The 21,186-nt window shown below is 73.7% G+C and carries 18 protein-coding genes; 6 read left to right on the top strand and 12 right to left on the bottom strand.

Features of this window, described 5'->3' with window-relative positions; translation table 11 throughout:
* Positions 1-61 precede the first annotated feature (61 nt).
* On the bottom strand, positions 62-1,843 hold the full coding sequence (locus IQ279_RS17490; RefSeq protein WP_206349488.1) for an ABC transporter ATP-binding protein: 1,782 nt from the start codon (positions 1,841-1,843) through the stop codon (positions 62-64).
* Entirely contained in the window at positions 1,840-3,699 is a 1,860-nt protein-coding gene (locus IQ279_RS17485) for an ABC transporter transmembrane domain-containing protein (protein WP_206349487.1), read from the bottom strand. The genes IQ279_RS17490 and IQ279_RS17485 overlap by 4 nt, the downstream gene beginning before the upstream one ends.
* 395 nt (positions 3,700-4,094) lie before the next feature.
* Here IQ279_RS17485 and IQ279_RS17480 point away from each other — a divergent pair, with 395 nt between their 5' ends.
* Positions 4,095-5,975 carry an ABC transporter ATP-binding protein gene (locus tag IQ279_RS17480; protein ID WP_206349486.1) on the top strand — a complete coding sequence of 627 codons (1,881 nt, stop codon included), beginning with the start codon at positions 4,095-4,097 and terminating at the stop codon, positions 5,973-5,975.
* Between the two features lie 7 nt (positions 5,976-5,982).
* On the opposite strand, the gene IQ279_RS17475 is transcribed toward IQ279_RS17480, so the two are convergent.
* Genes IQ279_RS17475 through IQ279_RS17465 form a run of 3 tightly spaced genes read right to left on the bottom strand, consistent with a single transcriptional unit; the run spans position 5,983 to position 7,300 of the window.
* On the bottom strand, positions 5,983-6,471 hold the full coding sequence (locus tag IQ279_RS17475; protein ID WP_206349485.1) for a GNAT family N-acetyltransferase: 489 nt from the start codon (positions 6,469-6,471) through the stop codon (positions 5,983-5,985).
* Positions 6,468-6,911 carry an NUDIX hydrolase gene (locus IQ279_RS17470; RefSeq protein WP_307792406.1) on the bottom strand — a complete coding sequence of 148 codons (444 nt, stop codon included), beginning with the start codon at positions 6,909-6,911 and terminating at the stop codon, positions 6,468-6,470. The genes IQ279_RS17475 and IQ279_RS17470 overlap by 4 nt, the downstream gene beginning before the upstream one ends.
* Complete coding sequence (locus tag IQ279_RS17465) at positions 6,908-7,300, bottom strand: VOC family protein (protein WP_206349484.1); 393 nt, start codon at positions 7,298-7,300, stop codon at positions 6,908-6,910. The genes IQ279_RS17470 and IQ279_RS17465 overlap by 4 nt, the downstream gene beginning before the upstream one ends.
* 49 nt (positions 7,301-7,349) lie before the next feature.
* On the opposite strand from IQ279_RS17465, the gene IQ279_RS17460 reads away from it, so the two are divergent.
* The 4 genes from IQ279_RS17460 (at position 7,350) to IQ279_RS17445 (ending at position 11,374) form a co-directional block, all read left to right on the top strand.
* A complete protein-coding gene (locus tag IQ279_RS17460; RefSeq protein WP_206349483.1) occupies positions 7,350-8,015 on the top strand; it encodes a ThuA domain-containing protein in 666 nt (221 codons plus the stop codon).
* Positions 8,016-8,067: 52 nt separating this feature from the next.
* Positions 8,068-8,592 carry an O-acetyl-ADP-ribose deacetylase gene (locus tag IQ279_RS17455; protein ID WP_206349482.1) on the top strand — a complete coding sequence of 175 codons (525 nt, stop codon included), beginning with the start codon at positions 8,068-8,070 and terminating at the stop codon, positions 8,590-8,592.
* 156 nt (positions 8,593-8,748) lie between these two features.
* Complete coding sequence (locus IQ279_RS17450; protein ID WP_206349481.1) at positions 8,749-9,615, top strand: hypothetical protein; 867 nt, start codon at positions 8,749-8,751, stop codon at positions 9,613-9,615.
* A 25-nt stretch (positions 9,616-9,640) separates the two neighbouring features.
* On the top strand, positions 9,641-11,374 hold the full coding sequence (locus IQ279_RS17445) for a hypothetical protein (protein ID WP_206349480.1): 1,734 nt from the start codon (positions 9,641-9,643) through the stop codon (positions 11,372-11,374).
* On the opposite strand, the gene IQ279_RS17440 is transcribed toward IQ279_RS17445, so the two are convergent.
* The 7 genes from IQ279_RS17440 to rhaI form a co-directional block, all read right to left on the bottom strand.
* Complete coding sequence (locus IQ279_RS17440) at positions 11,255-12,544, bottom strand: exo-beta-N-acetylmuramidase NamZ family protein (protein WP_206349479.1); 1,290 nt, start codon at positions 12,542-12,544, stop codon at positions 11,255-11,257. The genes IQ279_RS17445 and IQ279_RS17440 overlap by 120 nt on opposite strands.
* Positions 12,545-12,688: 144 nt before the next feature.
* Positions 12,689-13,366, bottom strand: a complete 678-nt coding sequence (locus tag IQ279_RS17435; RefSeq protein WP_206349478.1) for a LutC/YkgG family protein — start codon at positions 13,364-13,366, stop codon at positions 12,689-12,691.
* On the bottom strand, positions 13,363-14,901 hold the full coding sequence (locus IQ279_RS17430) for a lactate utilization protein B (protein ID WP_206349477.1): 1,539 nt from the start codon (positions 14,899-14,901) through the stop codon (positions 13,363-13,365). The genes IQ279_RS17435 and IQ279_RS17430 overlap by 4 nt, the downstream gene beginning before the upstream one ends.
* Positions 14,898-15,710: a (Fe-S)-binding protein gene (locus IQ279_RS17425; RefSeq protein WP_206349476.1), complete on the bottom strand. Its 813-nt coding sequence runs from the start codon at positions 15,708-15,710 to the stop codon at positions 14,898-14,900. Before IQ279_RS17425 ends, IQ279_RS17430 begins: the two co-directional genes overlap by 4 nt.
* Positions 15,701-17,197, bottom strand: coding sequence for a rhamnulokinase (locus IQ279_RS17420; protein WP_372445167.1), 1,497 nt, complete (start codon positions 17,195-17,197; stop codon positions 15,701-15,703). Before IQ279_RS17420 ends, IQ279_RS17425 begins: the two co-directional genes overlap by 10 nt.
* Before the next feature lie 99 nt (positions 17,198-17,296).
* On the bottom strand, positions 17,297-19,351 hold the full coding sequence (locus IQ279_RS17415; protein ID WP_206349475.1) for a bifunctional aldolase/short-chain dehydrogenase: 2,055 nt from the start codon (positions 19,349-19,351) through the stop codon (positions 17,297-17,299).
* 5 nt (positions 19,352-19,356) lie between these two features.
* Positions 19,357-20,517 carry an L-rhamnose isomerase gene (gene rhaI / locus IQ279_RS17410; protein ID WP_206349474.1) on the bottom strand — a complete coding sequence of 387 codons (1,161 nt, stop codon included), beginning with the start codon at positions 20,515-20,517 and terminating at the stop codon, positions 19,357-19,359.
* Positions 20,518-20,767: 250 nt separating this feature from the next.
* On the opposite strand from rhaI, the gene IQ279_RS17405 reads away from it, so the two are divergent.
* Complete coding sequence (locus tag IQ279_RS17405) at positions 20,768-21,088, top strand: L-rhamnose mutarotase (protein WP_206349473.1); 321 nt, start codon at positions 20,768-20,770, stop codon at positions 21,086-21,088.
* The last annotated feature ends 98 nt before the right edge of the window (positions 21,089-21,186 follow it).

Here is a 21,186-nt window from a genome sequence, read left to right as displayed (position 1 = left end):
CGCCCCGCCTTTCTCCCGCGCGGCCCGGAGCGCTCCGGGCCGCGCGGGAGAAAGGACGGGATCAGCCGTGCCAGGACCGCCACAGCGCGGCGTAGGCGCCGTCGGCGGCGACCAGCTCGACGTGGCTTCCCAGCTCGCTGATCCGGCCGTCCTCCACGACCGCGATCACATCCGCGTCGTGTGCGGTGTGCAGCCGGTGTGCGATCGCCACCACGGTGCGCCCCTGGAGCACCCGCGCCAGCGAGCGCTCGAGGCGCCTGGCCGCACGCGGGTCCAGCAGGGAAGTCGCCTCGTCCAGCACCAGGGTGTGCGGATCGGCCAGCACCAGCCGCGCCAGCGCGATCTGCTGGGCCCGGGCCGGGGTGACCGCCTCCCCGCCCGAGCCGACCTCGCTGTCCAGGCCGTCGGCCAGCTTCCGGGCCCAGCCGTCGGCGTCCACCGCGGCGAGGGCGGCCCACAGCTCGGCGTCACCGGCGTCCGCGCTCGCCAGCAGCAGGTTGTCGCGCAGCGAACCGACGAAGACGTGGTGCTCCTGGTTGACCAGCGCCACGTGCTCGCGTACCCGCTCCGCTGGCATCCGGGACAGCTCGGCCCCACCGAGCGTGACCTCGCCCGTCCGCGGCGCGTAGATCCCCGCCAGCAGCCGGCCCAGCGTGGACTTGCCCGCACCCGACGGCCCCACCAGCGCGACCCGCGTACCGGGCGCGACGTCCAGCGACACCCCGTGCAGCACGTCGTCGCCCGCGTCGTAGCCGAACCGCACCCGGTCGGCCCGCACCTCGCGGCCGTCCGGGAGCAGTGCGCCGTCGCCGGACTCCGGCTCGATCTCCCGCACTCCGACCAGCCGGGCCAGGGACACCTGGGCGGTCTGGAGCTCGTCGTACCAGCGCAGGATCAGGCCGATCGGTTCGACCAGCATCTGCGCCAGCAGCGCGCCCGTGGTCAGTTCGCCGACCGAGATCCAGCCCCGCAGCACGAAGAAGCCGCCGAGCATCAGCACCGAACCGAGGATCAGCACATGGGTGCCGTTGACGACGGGGAAGAGGACGGTGCGCAGCCACAGCGTGTAGCGCTCCCACGCCGTCCAGCGGCCGATGCGGTGCTCGGACAGCGCGATCCTGCGCGGTCCCAGCCGATGGGCCTCCACCGTCCGCCCGGCGTCCACGGTCTCGGCCAGGGCGGCGGCGACGGCCGCGTAGCCCGCCGCCTCGGAACGGTAGGCGGCCGGCGCCCGCCGGTAGTACCAGCGGCAGCCCACCAGCAGCAGCGGCAGGGCGATCACGACGGACAGCGCCAGCGGCGGCGCGGTGGCCGTGAGCGCGCCCAGCAGCAGCGCGGCCCAGACGAGGCCGATCGACAGCTGGGGTACCGCCTCGCGCATGGCGCCCGCCAGCCGGTCGATGTCGGTGGTGATCCTGGACAGCAGGTCACCCGTACCGGCCCGCTCCAGCACACCCGGCGGCAGCCGCACCGAGCGGACCAGGAAGTCCTCGCGCAGATCCGCCAGCATCCGCTCGCCCAGCACCGCTCCGCGCAGCCGCACCTGCTGGACGAAGACCGTCTGGACGACCAGGGCAGCGGCGAACAGGACGACGGTGCGCTCCAGGCGCAGATCGCGGACCCCCGCCGCGAGGTCCTCCACCACCCGCCCCAGCAGATAGGGGCCTGCCATGGAGGCCAGCACCGCGACGGCGTTCACCGACACCAGCAAGGCGAAGGCCCCGCGGTGCCGCCGGACCAGCTCGCCGGCATAGGCGCGCACGGTCCCGGGCGCGCCGACCGGCAGAGTCGTGGCCGACTCGGACGCGGCGGGATCATGGGCGGGCGGTACGACGCCGATCACGCGCTCTCCTCCATCCGCTCGTGCCGCGGCCCCCGGATCCCGGCCGGGCCGGCCGCGAGCCCGCCATCGCCGGCCATGCCGGTGCCGTGGCCGTCATCGCCGCCGGTCTCACGGGTGACCACCGCGCGGTACCCCGGTTCGTTCGCCAGCAGCTCCCGGTGCGTGCCGACGGCGGTCACCGTGCCGCCGCAGACGAACGCCACCCGGTCGGCCCGGTCCAGCAGCAGCGGGCTGGAGGAGAACACCACCGTGGTGCGGCCGGCCCGCAGCCGGCGCAGCGCGTCGGCGACACGTGCCTCGGTGTGCGAGTCGACGGCGCTGGTCGGCTCGTCCAGCACCAGCACCCGCGGATCGGCGGCCAGCGACCGGGCCAGCGCCAGCCGCTGGCGCTGGCCGCCCGACAGCGACCTGCCGCGCTCGGTGATCCGGGCCCGCATCGGGTCGCCGTCCGGGGCGCCCCCGGCGCGCGCCAGTGCGGCGAGCACATCGCCGCACTGGGCCGCCTCCAGTGCCTGTCCGGGCGTGACCGCACCGGACGACGGCACGTCGAGCAGTCCCCCCAGGGTGCCCGACAGCAGCACCGGGTCCTTGTCCTGGACCAGCACGGCGGTACGGGCCGCCTCCAGCGGCACCTCGTCCAGGGCGACCCCGCCCAGCAGCACCGACGGCGCCTGTGCCGCGGACTCGGTGCCGTGCCCGCCCAGCCGTTCGGCGAGCCGGCCGGTGGCGTCGGGGTCGCCGCACACCACCGCGGTCAGACTTCCGGCCGGGGCGAGCAGCCCGCTCACGGGGTCGTACAGGTCGCCCTCCGGCGGCATCCGCGCGCCGTCGCGCCTGCCCATCGCGTTCTCCGTCCGCGTCCCGCGGCTCAGCGCCAGGACCCGGGCGGCCCGCTCGGCCGACGGGCGGGAGAAGGAGTAGGCCATGGCGATCTCCTGGAACAGCCGAAGCGGGAAGAGCAGGAAGGTCACCGCGCCGTACACCGTCACCAGCTCGCCCACGGCGACCGTGCCGTCCAGTGCCAGCCGCGCCCCCAGCCAGACCACCGCGATCAGCAGCACCCCCGGCAGCACCACCTGCACGGCGTCGATCAGCGACCACATCCGCGCGGTCCGCACCGCTGCCCGCCGCACCTCCTGCGAGGCCCCGCGGTACCTGCCGAGGAACAGCTCCTCGCCCCCGATGCCGCGCAGCACCCGCAGCCCGGCCACGGTGTCGGCGGCCAGTTCGGTGGCCCGCCCGGCCTTCGCCCGCTGCGCGTCCGCCCGGCGGGTCGTCGGCGGCAGCAGCGGCAGTACGGCCGCCACCAGCGCCAGTACGCCCAGCGTCACCACGGCGCCCAGCAGCGGCTCGTACACCACCAGGGCCGTACACACCCCGGCCGTGGTCAGCGAAGCGGCGCCGAAGCGGGAGACGGCCTCGACGAACCAGCCGATCTTCTCGATATCCCCGGTGGAGACGGCCACCACCTCGCCGGCCGCCACCCGCCGGGTCAGCGCGGCCCCCAGCGCGGCGGTCCGCCGGGCCAGCAGCTGCTGCACCCGGGCTGCGGCGGTGATCCAGTTGGTGACGGCGGCGCGGTGCAGCATGGTGTCGCCGGCGGTGACCGCCAGACCCAGTGCCACCGTCAGAGCGCCCGCGAGGGCCAGCCGGTCCCCGGAGCGCTCGGTGGCGGCCTGTACGGCCACACCCACGGCCAGGGGGAAGGAGGCGACCGCCGCCATGTGGAGCGTCCCCCAGGCCAGCGCCTTGAGCTGGCCGCCCAGCTGTGAGCGCCACAGCCAGAGCATGAGGCGGAACCCGGACCGTACGTCGGGGTCGCCGGGATCGGGATATGGAAGATCGCGAATGCGCATGACGTCCCGGAAACGGTCTCGATGTCGGACAAACGGAAGCGGCCGTGCAAGCCTTCCGCCATCCCCGGTGGGAGGGCAAAGGGTTTTCCGTGCGGCGGACGGGGCGACGTGCGGCGGGAGCGGACCCGGTACGCGATTCGGATCCGGTGCCCGGCACAGCACCCGGCCGTCGTGACGGGCGACAGGCACAGCCCCGTCTCCCGGCCGGAAGCCCCTCCGACCGGTGGCCCCCGGATGGAGGACCGCTGTCCGGGAGGACGCCCGCCCGGGCACGGCGACGTCCGGGCGCTCGGCGCCCGGGCAACCGTAGGCTGGTGAGCCGGGACCGGCCGCCCGCGTGCGGGCCTCCGCCCCGCCCCGGCCACCCCGCCCCCGCCGACCGCCGAAGGAGCGCATTGCACCGCGACGAACCCGACTGGACCCCGCCAGGCAGGGAGAAGGGCGAGCCGCAGCCGCCCGCCCAGATCCGCCGCATCCTGCGCCTCTTCCGCCCATACCGGGGGCGGCTGGCCGTGGTCGGACTGCTGGTCGGTGCCTCCTCGCTGGTGTCGGTGGCCTCGCCGTTCCTGCTGCGCGAGATCCTCGACGTGGCCATCCCCGAGCAGCGCACCGGCCTGCTGTCCCTGCTCGCCCTCGGCATGATCGCCACGGCGGTGCTGACCAGTGTCTTCAACGTCCTCCAGACGCTGATCAGCACCACCGTCGGCCAGCACGTCATGCACGACCTGCGCACCGGGGTCTACGCCAAGCTCCAGCGGATGCCCCTGGCGTTCTTCACCCGCACCCGCACCGGCGAGGTCCAGTCCCGTATCGCCAACGACATCGGTGGAATGCAGGCCACGGTCACCTCCACCGCGACCTCTCTGGTCTCCAACCTCACCAGCGTGGTGGCGACGATCGTGGCGATGCTGGTGCTGGACTGGCGGCTCACCCTCGTCTCCCTGCTGCTGATGCCGCTGTTCGTCTGGATAAGCCGCAGGGTGGGCCGGGAGCGCAAGAAGATCGCCACCCGGCGGCAGAAGCAGATGGCGGCGATGTCGGCGATGGTGACCGAGTCGCTGTCGGTCAGCGGCATCCTGCTGGGCCGCACCATGGGCCGGGCCGACTCCCTCACCCGGTCCTTCTCCGGGGAGTCGGAGCGGCTGGCGGACCTGGAGATCCGCTCCAACATGGCCGGACGCTGGCGGATGTCGGTCATCGGCATCATCATGGCGGCCATCCCGGCGCTGCTGTACTGGGCGGCCGGACTGCTCCTCCACCTCGGCGGCCCGGCCTTCTCCATCGGCACCCTGGTCGCCTTCGTCACCCTCCAGCAGGGCCTGCTGCGCCCGACCGTCTCACTGCTGAGCACCGGCGTACAGGTGCAGACCTCGCTCGCGCTCTTCCAGCGCATCTTCGAGTACCTGGACCTGCCGGTGGACATCACCGAGCCCGCCCGGCCCGTGAGGCTGGGGCGGGCACGCGGCGAGGTCCGCTTCGAGAACGCCGGCTTCTCCTACGACCCGGACTCGGCCACCCCCACGCTCAGCGGCATCGACCTGACCGTTCCGGCGGGCAGCAGCCTCGCCGTCGTCGGCGCGACCGGATCCGGCAAGAGCACGCTGAGCTATCTGGTGCCCCGGCTGTACGACGTCACAGCGGGCCGGGTCACCATCGACGGCGTCGATGTGAGGGAGCTGGACTTCGACTCCCTGGCCCGGACGGTGGGCGTGGTGTCGCAGGAGACCTACCTCTTCCACGCCTCCGTCGCCGACAACCTCCGCTTCGCCCGCCCCGGCGCCACCGACGCCGAGGTCGAGGCCGCGGCCCGCGCCGCCCAGATCCACGAGCACATCGCCTCGCTGCCCGAGGGCTACGACACCCTCGTCGGCGAGCGCGGATACCGCTTTTCCGGAGGTGAGAAGCAGCGTCTGGCCCTCGCCCGCACCATTCTGCGCGACCCGCCCGTCCTCATCCTCGACGAGGCCACCAGCGCCCTGGACACCCGCACCGAGCAGGCGGTCCAGCGGGCCGTCGACGCCCTGGCCGCGGGCCGCACCACGCTGACGATCGCCCACCGCCTGTCGACCATCCGCGACGCCGACCAGATCGTCGTCCTCGACGGCGGCCGGATCGCCGAGCGCGGCACCCACGACGAGCTCATCGCGCGCGACGGGCGCTACGCGGCCCTGCTGCGGCGCGACGCCGTCCTTCCCGAAGCGGCCGGATCCGAGACGGCGGCACCGGTGGGACAGGCCGGAACCGGCTCCGGAGCGGTCGAGACCGCCCCCGCCTGAGCAGTCCTCAGCGCAGCACCAGCACGTACTCCTCCACCACCTCACCGCGCGCAGCCGCGTATCCGGCGTCCTCGCCGCAGCGCACGAACCCGCACCTGTCCAAAACCCGCAGCGAGCCGTGGTTGTCCCTGGCGGCGCGGGCGTACAGCGGCCGGTGCGGGTGGTCTGCCGGAAGGGCGGCCGGCGCGCGCCCCGCGATGCCCCGGCCCCAGTGCTCACGGGCGATCCAGTAGGTGACCTCGCGCTCGCCCGGCCCGTCGGTGGAGGGGGGGACCATGGCGCTGCCGACGATCTCGCCGTCGGCGAGCACCGTCCGGCTCACGATCCCGAGGTCGCCGAGGATCCGCTCCCAGCGGGAGTCGAAGGCGGCGCGGTCCGAGGGGTCGGCGACTGTGAAGGCCGCCATCCGGTTGGCCTCCGGATCGAGCTGGAAGCGGAAGAGGAAGGGCAGGTCGCCGGGCACGGTCTCGCGCAGTTCCGCGGCGGGAGCGGTCACGACAGCCTCCCCGCGGCGTACAGCTCGTCGAAGACCAGCTGGTCCACCGGCGGTACCAGATCGCGGTCGGCGTACGACAGCAGGCGGACCTCCTCGATCTCGCCGGCGGCGGCGAGCGTGCCGCGGTAGTCGCCGGTGTAGCAGGCCATCCGCACCACCACCTGAGGGGTGCCCGCGTCCACCGGGGCCTCGTACGTGCCCACGTGGGCGATCGTGCCCGGGACGACCGCCACGGTCAGCTCCTCCTCGACCTCCCGCAGCAGGGTCTGCTCGTCGCTCTCCCCCGGGTGGCGCTTGCCGCCGGGGATGTAGAAGAGGTCCTTGCCACGGGTGCGGGCACCCAGGATCACCCCGTCGCGCAGATGCACCCACGCCACCGTGTCGATGAGCCTCTGTGCGGGGCCGGGCGCACCGGGTATGGAGCCGGTGGTGCCCGTCACGGGGTGGTCCTTCCGCCCGAGAGGTGGAGTCCCGGGGCACGCCGGGCGAACACGCCGAACTCGTTGCCCTCCGGATCGGCCAGGACGTCCCACTCGGTGTCCTGGTCATGCCGCCGGACCATGGTGGCGCCCAGCGCGAGGAGCTCGCCGGTGTCGCCCCACACGTCGAAGCGCATCCGGTTCCGGCCGGTCCTGGGATCCGGCACCGGAGTGAACCAGAGCACCGGCCCGGCGTCCTGCGGATGGTGGATGGCCACCGCCCACTCCGCCGGCGGGGGAGGCTGTCCCAGCGGCCTGCGGCGTTCGTAGCCCAGCGCGGCGCACCACCAGTCGGCGAGCGCCTGGTGGTCGGCGGCGTCCACGACCAGGTCCTTGATGCGTGCTGGCATGCCGACGAGCGTAGTCCGGCGCGGTGCCGGGGCGGGGGACCATGAGGGCATGAGCGCTGAACGGATCCTCGTCTTCACCCGGACCACCGGCTACCGGCACGACTCCATTCCGCACGGGATCGAGGCCCTCCGCGAACTCGGCGGCGGTCTGGGCCTCACCGTCGGGGACACCGAGGACCCCGGTGTCCTCACCGCCGCCCTGGGCGGCTGCCGCGCGGTGGTCTTCCTCTCCACCAGCGGCGACGTGCTGACCTCCGACGGCCGCGAGGCGCTGCGGGAGTACGCCGCCGCCGGCGGCGCCTTCGTCGGCGTGCACGCCGCGGCCACCACCGAGTACGACTGGCCCTGGTACGGCGAACTGCTCGGCGCCCGCTTCGAGAGACACCCCGAACTCCAGCCGGGGGTGGCGGTGGTGGAGGACCGCGGCCACCCGGCCACCGAGCACCTGGATGCCGCCTGGCCGTTCACCGACGAGTGGTACGACTTCCGGGTCAGCCCGCGCGGCCGGGTGCGGGTGCTGCTCTCCGCCGACGAGTCCACCTACGAGGGCGGTGGGATGGGGGAGGACCACCCGCTGGCGTGGTGCCACGAGAACACCGGAGGACGCTCGTTCTACACCGCCCTGGGCCACAGCCCCGAGGCCTACGCCGATCCCGCCTTCCGGCGCCATCTGCTCGGCGGCCTGGCGTGGGCGGCCGGCCTCCCCCTGCCCTGATGTCGTCCCTGCCCTGATGCCGTTCCGCCCCGGCAGCGGGCAGGATGGACCCATGGTCACGATCCGGCTGGTCCAGGGCGACATCACCGAGCAGTCCGCCGACGCGGTGGTCAACGCCGCCAACTCCTCCCTGCTGGGCGGCGGGGGCGTCGACGGGGCGATCCACCGCGCGGGAGGACCGGAGATCCTCGCCGAGTGCCGGGCCCTGCGCGCCTCCCGCTACGGCAAGGGCCTGCCCACCGGGCAGGCGGTGGCCACCACGGCCGGACGGCTGCCCGCGCGCTGGGTGATCCACACCGTGGGACCGGTCTGGTCCGCAGCCGAGGACCGCTCGGAGCTGCTGGCCTCCTGCTACCGGCAGTCGCTGCGCGTGGCGCGCGAACTGGGCGCCCGCACCGTCGCCTTCCCCGCGGTCTCCACGGGCGTCTACGGCTGGCCGCTGGACGACGGCGCCCGCACCGCACTGCGCGCGGTACGGGAGGAGACCGGACGGGAGGAGGCGGCCGGGGCGTTCGACGAGATCCGCTTCGTCCTGTTCGACCGGCGGGCCTACGACGCGTTCACCGAGGCGATGTGACCGCTACCCCACCGGTGTACGGCCGGTGCGGAGCGCGGCCGGAACGGTTTTCCACAAGGCCCTGATGTCACGTCAGGTCTTTCGGCAGACTGTGTCCGCGGCGCTCGGGGAGCAGCCGGAGCGCGGGTTGGCCGGATCACGGGGGTGGACACGGGCATGGACGCGGGAAACGGGAGCGGCGCGACCGCGTCGCGCGGCGGCGGAACCGACCAGGACGGCGGAGGACCGCCCGGGGCACGGTCACCGCGCGGCACCGGCCGCCTCCTGGAGTGGATCGGTTCCCTGCTCCGGCGGCCCCGGAGGAAACGCGGCCTCCCTCTGGTGTGGCTCGGTGGCGAAGGCGCCACCGCCGCCCTCGACTCCCTGGAGAAGCGGCTGGGGACCGCCGGCCGGCGGCAGGTGCCCCACGCGCGGGCCGACACGGGGGAGCCGTCCGGCGCGGACGACGTCCGCTTGCTGCTGGACAGACTGTACGAGCTTTTGTCGGTGCGGAGCTTCGGTTTCGGGCACATCGGCTTCCGGCACTACGAGGTGCTGCGGTGCCTGCTGGGGCCGTGGAGCGGCGAGGGGGGCGACGGCCACGCCGAGATCACCGCCCGGCTGCGCAGCCGCCGGGCTCCCGCTCAGGAAGGCCAGGCGGCGGACCGGGCCGGTCTCGCCGGCCAGATCGGACCCGTCTGGCAACTGGTGTGGTGGCTGCTGCGGCAGGGGATACCCACGGCCCTGTTCCGGCTGGCGGTGTCCGGACGGTTTCCCGGAATCGGCCGCCCCTATCGCTGGTTCATGCGCCAAGAGATACCTGTCGCCGAAGACATCGGGGGGCTTCCTGGACTTCGCCGAGTGGATCCTGGCCTCGGAGCGCAGAGGCGAGCGGCGGGAGGACCTAGACAAACTGCTCGTCCACGCCTTCCTGCAGGACCTCCGGCGGGCGTATCCCCGTCTGTCCTGGCGCGTGCGGTGCTGGTGGCGGACGGTCTGCCCCGTCGTGCTGGTGAAGGGCGCCGGGCCGGGGGACGCGGGTGAGCGTCTGCTCGGGCTTGTCGGGAAAGTGCGTTACGAGACGGAGCAGTGGGACCCGCTGCTGGTCGTCTACGCCCGCCGACGGCGGCCGTGGGACACCGCCACCCAGGGAATCCCCGCGCTCGTCCCCGTCCGGCCCGAGGAAGTCGGGCAGGGCGGCAGGGCGGCGTGGGAGCGGGGGCCGGGCCCGGGAGGGCCGGCCGCGGACGGCACGGCCTGGCTCCTGCCGGTGGAGATCTCCGGCACGTCCGCACCGGACGGCGGCGAGGACGGCGGCGGACCGCTGGTGATCGCACCCGACGCACCGCGGTGGTACGCCCACCGCACCTTCGCCGCCGCGCTGTGCCTGGCCCTGCTGGTGCCGCTCCTGGGCTGGTCGCAGCAGTGGCTGGGCGGACCGGACTGCCTGCACCGGCCCTTCTCCGGTCAGGTGTCCGTCCGGAGCGTGGGCGGCGAGTGCGTCGGCTACAGCGACAGCGACGCCTTCCGGTTCAACGACCAGCCCGGCCAGGAGAAGCTCCAGCGGATCCAGGACAAGCTCTTCGAGCAGAACCGGGAGGCACGTGAGAACTGGGAGAGCAGCGGCCGGCGCCGCCCTTATGTGACGATCGTCCACCTGGGAACTCTGACGGGCCGCAACACCAACGACGACGAGGAGGCGTACGCCGCCGAGCGCCAGGAACTCGAAGGGCTGGCCGTGGCCCAGTACCAGGGGATCCAGCAGCCGGCCACCGCCGCCGACGTACCGCTGATGAACGTGGTGGTCGCCAACGCCGGGAACCAGAAGGCCCGCGGTACACGCGTCTACTACACCGTCGGCGAGCGGTCCAGCCTGCAGGAGGACATCTACGTCTCGACCCTGGTGGAGCAGCTGAGGGAGAAGGTCGGGAACCTGGAGTACGTCGAGGACTTCGAGAGCAAGGGGCTGCGGAAAGAGGAGTGCGGCTACCGGGGAATGCTGTTCTTCGCGGGGCGGTGGTCGGAGTTCCACGACTTCCTCAGGGCTCTGGACACCTGCGAGGAGCAACCGCTCCTGCTGGTGGCCGACGACTCGGTCAACCGCTACATGGCCAATCCCTCGCTGCGCAGGAGCGCGCCGGCCGGCCTGCCGCTGGTCTTCGCCTCCAAGGCGCCCCTGGCCACTTGTGAGGCACTGCGCCTGCGGGTGGAGAAGGACGGGGACCGCAGGGCGGCCAAATTCCTCCAGCTGGTCAGTACGGACGCGGAGGACCGGGCCCTGGAGAAGCCGCGCTGCACCGGTCCGGACGGCGATGGTCCGGGGGAGCCGGTGGGCGAACGCGTCGGACTCGCCTACGACTCGGCGGTCCTGCTGCTGGAGGCCGTCGAGTCGCTGACCGCGCGCGTCCGCCCATCCGACGGCCCCTGGAACCCGCGGCTGATCGGCCCGGTGGCCGTCCACACCGAAGTGCTGCGCCGGAACCTCGATCGGCCGTTCTCCGGTGCCACAGGCCGTATCGAGTTCCACCGGGACGGAGGGGAGCCGGTGGGCCGGACGATCTCCTTCCTGCGGGTCGACGACATCACCGACCTCGACGAGCCGCCCCGGGAGGTGTTCCGCTGCGAGGGCACGGGGGGCGGACGGCGAGACGGTCTGCGCCGAACCGGCCGCCGCCGACGCCCCTCAGCGGTAGAGCAGGTACGGGCGGCGCGCCCGCTCGAAGGCGCGCACCTCCTCCCGCCAGGCCGCCGTGATCTCCTCCACGTCCTTGCCCGCGTCGATCATCTCCCGCAGCCTGGGTGAGCCGGAGAGCTTGTCGATCCAGAACGGACGCCTGGTGTCCCAGGAGTCCCGGCGCCAGGCGAAGTCGGGGTGGCGGCGCGCTTCCACCAGCATCGCCACCGCCGTGGGGATCGGCTCGTAGCGGAGTGGATCGGTGACGTGGATCTGGACACCCGCGCAGGTGGTGCCGGTGTGCTTGCCGAACGTCGGCACGAAGTAGCCCTCGCGGAACCGCACCCCCGGCAGCTTCCGCGCGTTCAGCCGGTCGCTGTAGCGGTGGTCCAGGTACGGCGCGCCGACGAACTCGAACGGGCGGGTGGTGCCGCGCCCCTCCGAGAGGTTGGTGCCCTCGAAGTAACCGGTCCCGGCGTAGACCACGGCGGTGTCCGCGGTCGGCATGTTCGGGGAGGGCGGCACCCAGGGCAGGCCGCTGCCGTGCGCGGTGGAGCACGGGTCCCAGCCGTGCACCGGCACGACCTCCAGCTCCGCCGGCTCCCCGCCCCCGCCCTCCTTCGGCAGCAGCTCGCCGTTGAAGTAGCGGGCCAGCTCGCCCACCGTCATCCCGTGCTGCTGGATGATCACCTCGGCGCCGACGCCCGAGGTGAACTCCTCGGTCATCAGAGGGCCGTCGGCCCGCCGCCCGATCGGGTTGGGCCGGTCCAGCACCACGAAGCGGGCGCCGGTGGAGCGGGCGGCGACCATCGCGCTGTACATGGTCCAGATGTAGGTGTAGAAGCGGACGCCGACGTCCTGGATGTCGAAGACGACCGTGTCCGCCCCGGCCCTGGTGAACAGTTCGGCCAGCTTCGCCGCGCCCGCGCCGTACGCGTCGTACACCGTCAGGCCGGTGCGCGGGTCGGTGAACTCCGGCTCGGATCCGCCCGCCTGCGCGCTGCCCCGGAAACCGTGCTCGGGGCCGAACACCCCGGCGATCTCCAGCTCACTGCGGGCGGCCATGGAGTCCACGATGTGCCCGGTGTCGCGCAGGACACCGGTGGGATTGCTGATCACGCCTACTCGGCGGCCGCGCAGCATCGACCAGTCGCGGGCGGCCGCGACGTCGGCGCCGGGGACGACGCCCCGGCCTCCGGAGCGGCCGCCGGACGCGGCGGAGGCGGTGGCGGAGGGCAGGAGCGGGGCGGCCAGCGCGGCTGCCGCGCCGCCGGCGAGGAGGGAACGGCGGGAAGGCATGCGGGGAAGCTAGTCGCGGGCGCGCTGAGCGACAAGAGGCCACGCACGGTGACAGAGGTACAGAGCAATGGCGGCGCCCCGACGGAGCAGCCCCGGTTGCGCCCGCCCGCGTCTCACCCTCCTGGGCCGCCGCCCCCGCGCGGCTCACCCTCCGGGGGCCGGCTCCTCGACGAGGACCACCTCCAGGGTGCGCGGGCCGTGGACGCCCTCCACCCGGTCCAGCTCGATGTCGCTGGTGGCCGACGGGCCGGAGATCCAGGTCAGCGGACGGGCCGGGTCGAGCCTCTCCAGCGCCTCGGGCACCGACGCCACCACCTGTTCGGGGGCGCGCACCACGCAGATGTGGTGGTCGGGGATCAGGGTGATGCGGCGGCGTCCCTGTCCGGGACCGCCGTCCAGCACGATCGTGCCGGTATCCGCGATCGCCACCGCGCACCCGGTCACCACGCTGTCCACCGAGTCCAGTTCGCGCGCGGTGGTGGCGGCGCGGTCGTGGATGCGGACGGGGTCGGTGGCCTTCAGCCAGTGCGGCGGCAGACCGGGCGGCACCAGCACCGTGGCGCTGCCGCGCGCAGCCAGCAGACGGCACAGAAGCGGGGACAGGCCGTCGGTGCCGGTGCGGTGCACCACGGCCCGGTAGTCCGCCAGGTTCTCTGCCAGCAGCCCGGTGAGCGCCTCGGACGTGCCGGCCGCCCCGGTCCCGGACGAGCTGTGGGCGCGCGCGTATTCCCGGGGCACGGGGACGTCGTCCGGCGCCTCGGAGCGCGGTACGTCCCGCAGGGCGCGGCGGATCCGGCCCAGCACCACCTCGCGGCCGCTCATCGGTCGCCTCCCCGGTCTCTCCGCTCTCCTCGCTCTCCCCGGCCTTTCCGCCCCCCGCCGTCGTCCCCCCGTTCGCGCAGCCACCAGTCGCGGAAGGACTCGGCGGGCACCTCGGGCAGCTCGCGGCTCGCCGTCCAGGCCCGCCCCGGCCCCGGCAGGCGGCGCGGGTGCAGCCGCCTGGTGCGGGAGGCCAGTCGCTGGCCGGCCCGCAGCGCCGCCGGGTGCTCGAAGACCCAGCGGGCCGCCCGCATCGCCGCGCGCTCGGCGGCGTGCCCGCGGGCGGGGCGGACGGTGGTGCGCCGCCCGCGCACCGTCGCCTCGCCGCCCTCCACGACGCGCTCGCGCAGATGGACCAGGACCTGCGGGATGTCGATGGCCACCGGGCAGACCTCGTAGCAGGCCCCGCACAGCGAGGACGCGTATGGCAGCGAGGCGTCCAGCTCCGTGACCGTGCCGCGCAGCTGGGGGGTGAGGATCGCGCCGATCGGGCCCGGATAGGCCGAGCCGTAGGCGTGCCCGCCCGCCCGCTCGTAGACCGGGCAGACGTTCAGGCAGGCCGAGCAGCGGATGCAGCGCAGCGCCTGGCGGCCGACGGTGTCGGCCAGCGCGTCGGTGCGGCCGTTGTCCAGCAGCACCAGATGGAAGTCGCGCGGGCCGTCGGCGCCCTCGGCGTCCGCGGCGCCCGTCCACATCGAGGTGTAGGGGTTCATCCGCTCGGCGGTGGAGGAGCGGGGCAGGAGCTGGAGGAACACCTCCAGATCGCGCCAGGTGGGCACCACCTTCTCGATGCCGACCACCGAGATCAGCGTCTCGGGCAGGGTCAGGCACATCCGCCCGTTGCCCTCGGACTCCACCACCACCAGCGTGCCGGTCTCGGCCACCATGAAGTTGGCGCCTGAGATACCGACCTTCGCGCGCAGGAACTTCTCCCGCAGGTGCAGCCGGGCCGCTTCGGCCAGCTCGGCCGGCTCCTCGCTCAGGTCCTCGGGCGCGGGACGGCCCCAACGCCCCATCTCGGAGCGGAAGACGTCGCGGATCTCGCCGCGGTTGCGGTGGATGGCGGGGACGAGGATGTGCGAGGGCAGATCGTCGCCGAGCTGGACGATCAACTCGGCCAGGTCGGTCTCGTAGGCGCGGATACCGGCCGCCTCCAGAGCGGCGTTCAGGCCGATCTCCTGGGTGGCCATCGACTTGACCTTGACCACCTCGCTCTCGCCGGTGGCGCGGACCAGCTGAGTGACGATCCGGTTGGCCTCGGCGGCGTCGGCGGCCCAGTGGACGGTGCCGCCCGAGGCGGTCACGGCCTCCTCCAGCCGCTCCAGGTAGTGGTCGAGGTGGCGCAGGGTGCGGTCCTTGATCGCCGCGCCGGCGGCCCGCAGCCCGGCCCAGTCCGGCAGTTCGGCGACGGCCTGCGCGCGCTTGGCGCGGATGGTGCCGGTGGCGTGGCGCAGGTTGCCGCGCAGCCGCGTGTCGCGGACGGCCGCGGCGGCGGCCTCGGGGAAGGCGGGCATGCCCAGGAACGTCCCACCGCTCATCGCGCCTCCTCCTTCGCGCCGCCGACCGTACCGCCGGCAGTACCGCCGTCCGTCGCCGCGCCGCCGTCCGTCGAGGCCAGGATCTCGGCGAGGTGGACGGGCCGGACGGCCGAGCCCCGCCGGGCCAGGATGCCGCCGATGTGCATCAGGCAGGAGTTGTCCACCGCGCACACCGCCCGAGCTCCCGTTCCCTCGATGCCGCGCGCCTTGTCCGCGCCCATCTCCGCCGACACCGCCGCGTTCTTCACCGCGAACGTCCCGCCGAAACCGCAGCACTCCCCTGCGCCCGGCAGCTCCATCAGCTCCAGGCCGCGCACGTTCTCCAGCAGCCGCCGGGGGCGGTCGCCCAGCCCCAGCGTCCGCAGACCGTGGCAGGTGGGATGGTAGGTGACGGTGTGCGGATAGTACGCGCCCACGTCCGTCACCCCCAGCACGTCCACCAGGAACTCGCTCAGCTCGTACGTCCTGGAGGCCACCTCGGCCACCTCGGCCACCTCGTCCGCCTCGTCCGCCGACCGGCCCCCGGGGGCCCGGGCGGCGATCCGCGGATGGTTCTCACGCACCATCGCCGCGCACGAACCGGACGGGGTGACGATGTGGTCGTAGCCGCGGAAGACCTCGGCGAAGCGGCGCACCAGCGGCTCGGTCTCGCGCCGGTAGCCGGTGTTGAACTGCGGCTGTCCGCAGCAGCTCTGGGCGAGGGGGAAGTCCACCTCCACCCCCAGCCGCTCCAGCACGGCGAGAGCGGCCTGCCCGGTGCCCGGGTAGAGGGTGTCGGTCACACACGTCACGAACAGCGCTACCCGCATACCGCGGCCTCCGCCCGACGCCAGGCTGCCTGGTCACCCATGGGCTCATGGTGCCGCAGCGGCTGGGTGGCGCGCAGCAGGGAGCGCAGCGCCGCCAGGTCGCCGTGCACGGCGCCGGCCGCGCGCGCCTGGACCAGCACGTTGCCGAAGGCCGCCGCCTCGGCCGGCCCCGCCACCACCGGCAGCCCGCAGGCGTCGGCCGTGAGCCGGCACAGCAGCTCGTTGCGCGCCCCGCCGCCGACGATGTGCACCACCTCCACCTCCCGCCCCGACAGCCGCCGGGCGTCGGCGACCGCCCGGCGATGGGCCAGGGCCAGGGAGTCCAGTACGCAGCGGACCGTCTCGGCCGGATCGCGCGGGACCGGCAGGCCGGTGCGCCGGCACGCCTCGGCGATCCGCGCGGGCATCCGCCCCGGCGCCAGGAACGCCGGATCGCCGGCGTCCACCACCGAGCGCAGCGCGGGCGCCTTCGCCGCCTCGCGCAGCAGCGCCCCCAGGTCCGGCGCGAGCCCCTCGGCCTCCCAGGAGCGCAGGCACTCCTGGAGGAGCCACAGGCCCATGATGTTGCGCAGGTAGCGGACCGTGCCGTCCACGCCCAGCTCGTTGGTGAAGTTCGCGGCGCGCGAGTCCTCGGTGAGTACCGGCGCGTCCAGCTCCACACCGGCCAGCGACCAGGTGCCCGTGGCGATGTAGGCGAACGCCCGCCCGCTCTGCGCCGGAACCCCGGCCACGGCGGAGGCGGTGTCGTGCGAGCCGACGGCCGTCACCGGCACCGGCCCGTCCAGCCCGCACTCCTCCAGCACCTCGCCCAGCAGCTCGCCCGCCGGATCGCCCGGCCGCCGCAGCGGCGGGAACAGCGACAGATCGACACCGAACGCCCTCGCCACCGGACGCGCCCAGTCGCCGGTGCGCGGGTCGACCAGCTGGGTGGTGGAGGCGTTGGTCAGCTCGGTGCCCGCCTCGCCCGTCAGCCAGTACGCGATCAGATCCGGGATCAGCAGCAGGCGTCGGGCGGCCTCCATCACCGGCGTACCGCGGGCCGCCACCAGCTGGTGGAGGGTGTTGAACGGCTGGTGCTGCAGGCCCGTGCCGGCGTACAGCTCCTCGGGCGGCAGCACGGCCGCGGCCCGCTCCGCGGCCCCCGCCGTACGGCCGTCGCGGTAGTGCACCGGATTGCCCAGCAGCGCGCCCGAGGCGTCCAGCAGCCCGTAGTCCACCGCCCAGGAGTCGATACCGACCGAGGCCAGGGACCCTTGCGGTACGGCGCGGCCCGCCTCCCGCAGCCCGTCCAGCACGCCCCGGTACAGGCCGAGGACGTCCCAGTGCAGGGTGCCGCCGGCGCGGACGGGGCGGTTGGGGAAGCGGTGCGCCTCGCGCAGCTCCAGAACGCCCGGCCCGGCCGTGCCCACCATGACACGCCCGCTGGAGGCGCCCAGATCGACGGCGGCGAAGGACAGGGGGGAGTGCGTTGGCGGGGCAGGGGACACGTCGGGACCTCGCAGGGAAGGGGAGTGGGGCCTGCCCGGCCGCCACGGTGGCACGACAGGGTTCACACGGTGGCCGGGCAGGGGATGGGGGCAGGGGCGTCAGCGAAGGAAGGCCGCGGCGACACCGGCGTCGACGGGCACGAGCAGCCCGGTGGTGTGGCTCAGCTCGCCGCCCGTCAGCGCGAACACCGCGTTCGCCACGTGCTCGGGCAGCACCTCGCGCTTGAGGAGGGTGCGCTGGGCGTAGAACTCGCCCAGCTTCTCCTCCGGCACCCCGTACACCGCGGCGCGCTGCGCCCCCCAGCCGCCCGCGAAGATGCCGGAGCCGCGCACCACCCCGTCGGGGTTGACGCCGTTGACGCGGATGCCCAACTCGCCCAGCTCGGCCGCCAGCAGCCGCACCTGGTGAGCCTGGTCGGCCTTGGCCGCGCCGTAGGCGACGTTGTTCGGACCCGCGAACACGGCGTTCTTGGAGGCGATGTAGACAATGTCGCCGCCCAGCCCCTGCGCGGTCATCACCCGGGCCGCCTCCCGGGAGACCAGGAAGGAGCCGCGGGCCATGATGGCGTGCTGGCGGTCCCAGTCCTCGGCGGTGGTCTCCAGCAGCGGCCTGGAGACGGAGATCCCGGCGTTGTTGACCACCAGGTCCACGCCGCCGAAGGCCAGGGCGGTCTCGGCCAGGGCCGCCCCGACCCCCGCCTCGTCGGTGACGTCGACGGTGACGGCCACGGCCCGGTCGGGTCCGCCCAGTTCCTTCGCGACCGCCTCGGCCGCGCGCTCGTCCACGTCCGCGACGGCCACGCACGCGCCCTCGGCGGCCAGCCGGCGCGCGATGGCCCGCCCGATGCCGGAGCCCGCGCCGGTGACCAGTGCGATCCTGGTGGCCAGGGCCTTCGGCTCCGGCATCCGCCGCAGCTTGGCCTCCTCCAGTTCCCAGTACTCGATGCGGAACTTCTCGCTCTCCTCGATGGGGGAGTAGGAGGAGACGGCCTCGGCCCCCCGCATCACGTTGATCGCGTTGACGTAGAACTCGCCCGCCACCCGCGCGGTCTGCTTGTCCTTGCCGAAGGAGAACATCCCCACCCCCGGCACCAGGACGATCGCCGGATCCGCCCCGCGCATCGCGGGGGAGCCGGGGGTCGCGTGCCGCTCGTAGTACGCCCGGTACTCCGCGCGGTAGGCGGCGTGCAGCTCCTTCAGCCGGGCGACAGCGTCCTCCAGCGGCGCGGTCGCCGGCAGGTCCAGGACCAGGGGGCGGACCTTGGTGCGCAGGAAGTGGTCCGGGCAGGAGGTGCCCAGAGCCGTCAGGCGCGGATGTCCGGCGCGGGAGAGGAAGTCCAGCACGGCGCCGGTGTCGGTGAAGTGCCCGATCTGCGGCCGGTCGGCCGAGGCGACGGCGCGCACGTACGGCGCCAGCGCGGCGGCGCGCGCCCGGCGCTCGCCCTCCTCCAGCGGCTCGTAGCCCCCCAGGACCGGGCCGAACGGCTCGGGCCGGCCGCGCTCGGCGAGGAACGCCTCGGCGGTGCGGATGATGTGCAGCGAGTTGGCCTCGCACTCGTCCGAGGTGCCGCCCCACGCGGTGATGCCGTGCCCGCCCAGGACGCAGCCGATCGCCTGCGGATTGGCCTCCTTGGCGGCGGCGATGTCCAGCCCGAGCTGGAAACCGGGGCGCCGCCAGGGGACCCAGACGACGGTGTCGCCGAAGCACTCGGCGGTCAGTCTCTCGCCGTCGGCGGCGCAGGCGAGCGCGATACCGGAGTCGGGGTGGAGGTGGTCGACGTGGGCGGCGTCCACCAGACCGTGCATCGCGGTGTCGATGGAGGGGGCCGCGCCGCCCCGGCCGTGCAGGCAGTGGTCGAACGCGGCGACCATCTCGTCCTCGCGCTCCACCCCGGGGTACACGTCCCTCAGCGCGCGCAGCCGGTCCAGGCGCAGGGCCGCCAGCCCGTCCTCGGTCAGTGTGCCCAGGTCCCCGCCGGAGCCCTTGACCCACATCAGTTCGATCCCGTCTCCGGTCACGGGGTCGGTGCCGGTGCCCTTGGCGGAGGTGTTGCCGCCCGCGTAGTTGGTGTTGCGCGGATCGGAGCCCAGCCGGTGCGAGCGCGCCAGCAGCGCCTCGATGGTCTCCCGGTCCGTCGTGCGGTCGCCGTCCATGTCCCTCACGCTCCCCAGCCGGCCTGACGGCCGCCCTTGCGCTCCTCGGTGATCCGCTCGGCCCATCCCGAGCGGTGGTAGGCCGCGACCGGGTCCGGGTCCAGGCCCGTCTCCTCGCGGACCTCGGCCAGCAGCGGCCGTACGTCGGTGTTGTAGGCGTCCATCAGCACGGCGTTGGCGGCCAGTACGTCGCCGGAGGCCTGGGCGGCCGCCAGCGCGTCGCGGTCGACCAGCAGGGCCTTGGCGGTGGCCTCCTGGACGTTCATCACCGAGCGGATGATCGCGGGGATCTTCGCCTCGATGTTGTGGCACTGGTCGAGCATGAAGGCGGTCCGCGGTCCGTAACCGCCGCCGCGCACCACCTCGTACATGATCCGGAAGAGCTGGAAGGGATCGGCCGAACCGACCATCAGGTCGTCGTCGGCATAGAAGCGGGAGTTGAAGTCGAAACCGCCCAGCTTCCCCTCGCGCAGCAGCACGGCCACGATGAACTCGATGTTGGTGCCCGGCGCGTGGTGACCGGTGTCCACCACCACCTGCGCCTTCTCGCCCAGCCGCAGGCAGTGGGCGTAGGCGGTGCCCCAGTCGGGGACGTCGGTGGTGTAGAAGGCGGGCTCGAAGAACTTGTACTCCAGCAGCATCCGCTGCCCGTCGCCGAGCCGCTCGTACACCGCGGTGAGCGCCTCGGCCAGCCGGTCCTGGCGGGCTCGTACGTCGTCCTGGCCCGGGTAGTTGGTGCCGTCGGCGAACCACAGCTTCAGATCGCGCGAGCCGGTGGCGTCCATGATGTCGACGCACTCCAGCAGGTGGTCCAGCGCCTTGCGCCGCACGGCCGGGTCGGGGTGGCAGACACTGCCGAGCCGGTAGTCGTCGTCCTGGAAGACGTTGGAGTTGATCGCGCCGAGGGACAGGCCGCGCTCCTTCGCGTAGTCCGTCAGCGCGGCGTAGTCCTCGACCCGGTCCCAGGGAATGTGCAGCGCCACGGTCGGCGCGACGCCGGTGTGCGCGTGCACCCGAGCCGCGTCGTCGAGCTTCTCCCGCGGGGTGCGCGGGACGCCGGGCTGCGCGAAGACCTTGAAACGCGTTCCGGAGTTGCCGTAGGCCCACGAGGGCGTCTCGATGGCCTGTTTCCTGAGGGCCGCCTTCACGGCGGACACGGCGGTCATGCGTCAGAGCTCCCGAGGTCCGGACGGCTTCATGAATCGTTTCATCGCCGGAAAGCTATGGGGGTCCGGTGGGAGTGTCAAGGGGCAGGGCGGGCGAGGGTCCGAAGGTCCGGCGCTTCCCGGGCATTCGGACTTTTCTGTCCCCGGTCCATTGACGAGGAGGGTGGAGCGCCCCTAACTTCGTGTGATCTCCATGAAACCTTTCACATAAAAGATCACGGTCGTCCACGGCTCCCGCGAGGAGGAACGCGTGCAGCGCGTCTGCTTTCTGCTGAAGGTTCGCGCCGACCGGCTGGCGGAGTACCGTGAGCGGCACGCCGCCGTCTGGCCGGAGATGCTCGATGCCCTGAGCCGGAGCGGCTGGCGCAACTACTCGCTCTTCCTGCGCGAGGACGGCCTCCTCGTCGGCTACCTGGAGACCGATGACTTCGCCGCGGCCGTGGCCGCCATGGAGGCCACGGACGTCAACGCCCGCTGGCAGGCGGAGATGGCCGGCTTCTTCGAGTCCCTGGACGGCGCGCGGCCGGACGAGGCCATGCGCCCGCTCACCGAGGTCTTCCACATCGACTGACGGCGATGACGCCCGTGGTGACGCCGCGGGCTCCACCGCGTCCCGGGCGCCGGAGCGGGTGCGTAGCATGGGCGCGCGGCCCCGGGCCGGGCGCCGCG

It is taken from the genome of Streptomyces verrucosisporus, assembly GCF_017114865.1.
Taxonomy (GTDB): domain Bacteria; phylum Actinomycetota; class Actinomycetes; order Streptomycetales; family Streptomycetaceae; genus Streptomyces; species Streptomyces fenghuangensis.
Note: the sequence above shows the minus strand (reverse complement) of the source record. Positions and strands in the feature narration are given on the sequence as shown.

Coding starts and splice junctions, on each gene's coding strand:
- IQ279_RS17485 (WP_206349487.1), bottom strand. CDS start 3,699: ATGCGCATTCGCGATCTTCCATATCCCGATCCCGGCGACCCCGACGTA.
- IQ279_RS17465 (WP_206349484.1), bottom strand. CDS start 7,300: ATGCCAGCACGCATCAAGGACCTGGTCGTGGACGCCGCCGACCACCAG.
- IQ279_RS17460 (WP_206349483.1), top strand. CDS start 7,350: ATGAGCGCTGAACGGATCCTCGTCTTCACCCGGACCACCGGCTACCGG.
- IQ279_RS17455 (WP_206349482.1), top strand. CDS start 8,068: ATGGTCACGATCCGGCTGGTCCAGGGCGACATCACCGAGCAGTCCGCC.
- IQ279_RS17450 (WP_206349481.1), top strand. CDS start 8,749: ATGGACGCGGGAAACGGGAGCGGCGCGACCGCGTCGCGCGGCGGCGGA.
- IQ279_RS17440 (WP_206349479.1), bottom strand. CDS start 12,544: ATGCCTTCCCGCCGTTCCCTCCTCGCCGGCGGCGCGGCAGCCGCGCTG.
- IQ279_RS17435 (WP_206349478.1), bottom strand. CDS start 13,366: ATGAGCGGCCGCGAGGTGGTGCTGGGCCGGATCCGCCGCGCCCTGCGG.
- IQ279_RS17430 (WP_206349477.1), bottom strand. CDS start 14,901: ATGAGCGGTGGGACGTTCCTGGGCATGCCCGCCTTCCCCGAGGCCGCC.
- IQ279_RS17425 (WP_206349476.1), bottom strand. CDS start 15,710: ATGCGGGTAGCGCTGTTCGTGACGTGTGTGACCGACACCCTCTACCCG.
- IQ279_RS17415 (WP_206349475.1), bottom strand. CDS start 19,351: ATGGACGGCGACCGCACGACGGACCGGGAGACCATCGAGGCGCTGCTG.
- rhaI (WP_206349474.1), bottom strand. CDS start 20,517: ATGACCGCCGTGTCCGCCGTGAAGGCGGCCCTCAGGAAACAGGCCATC.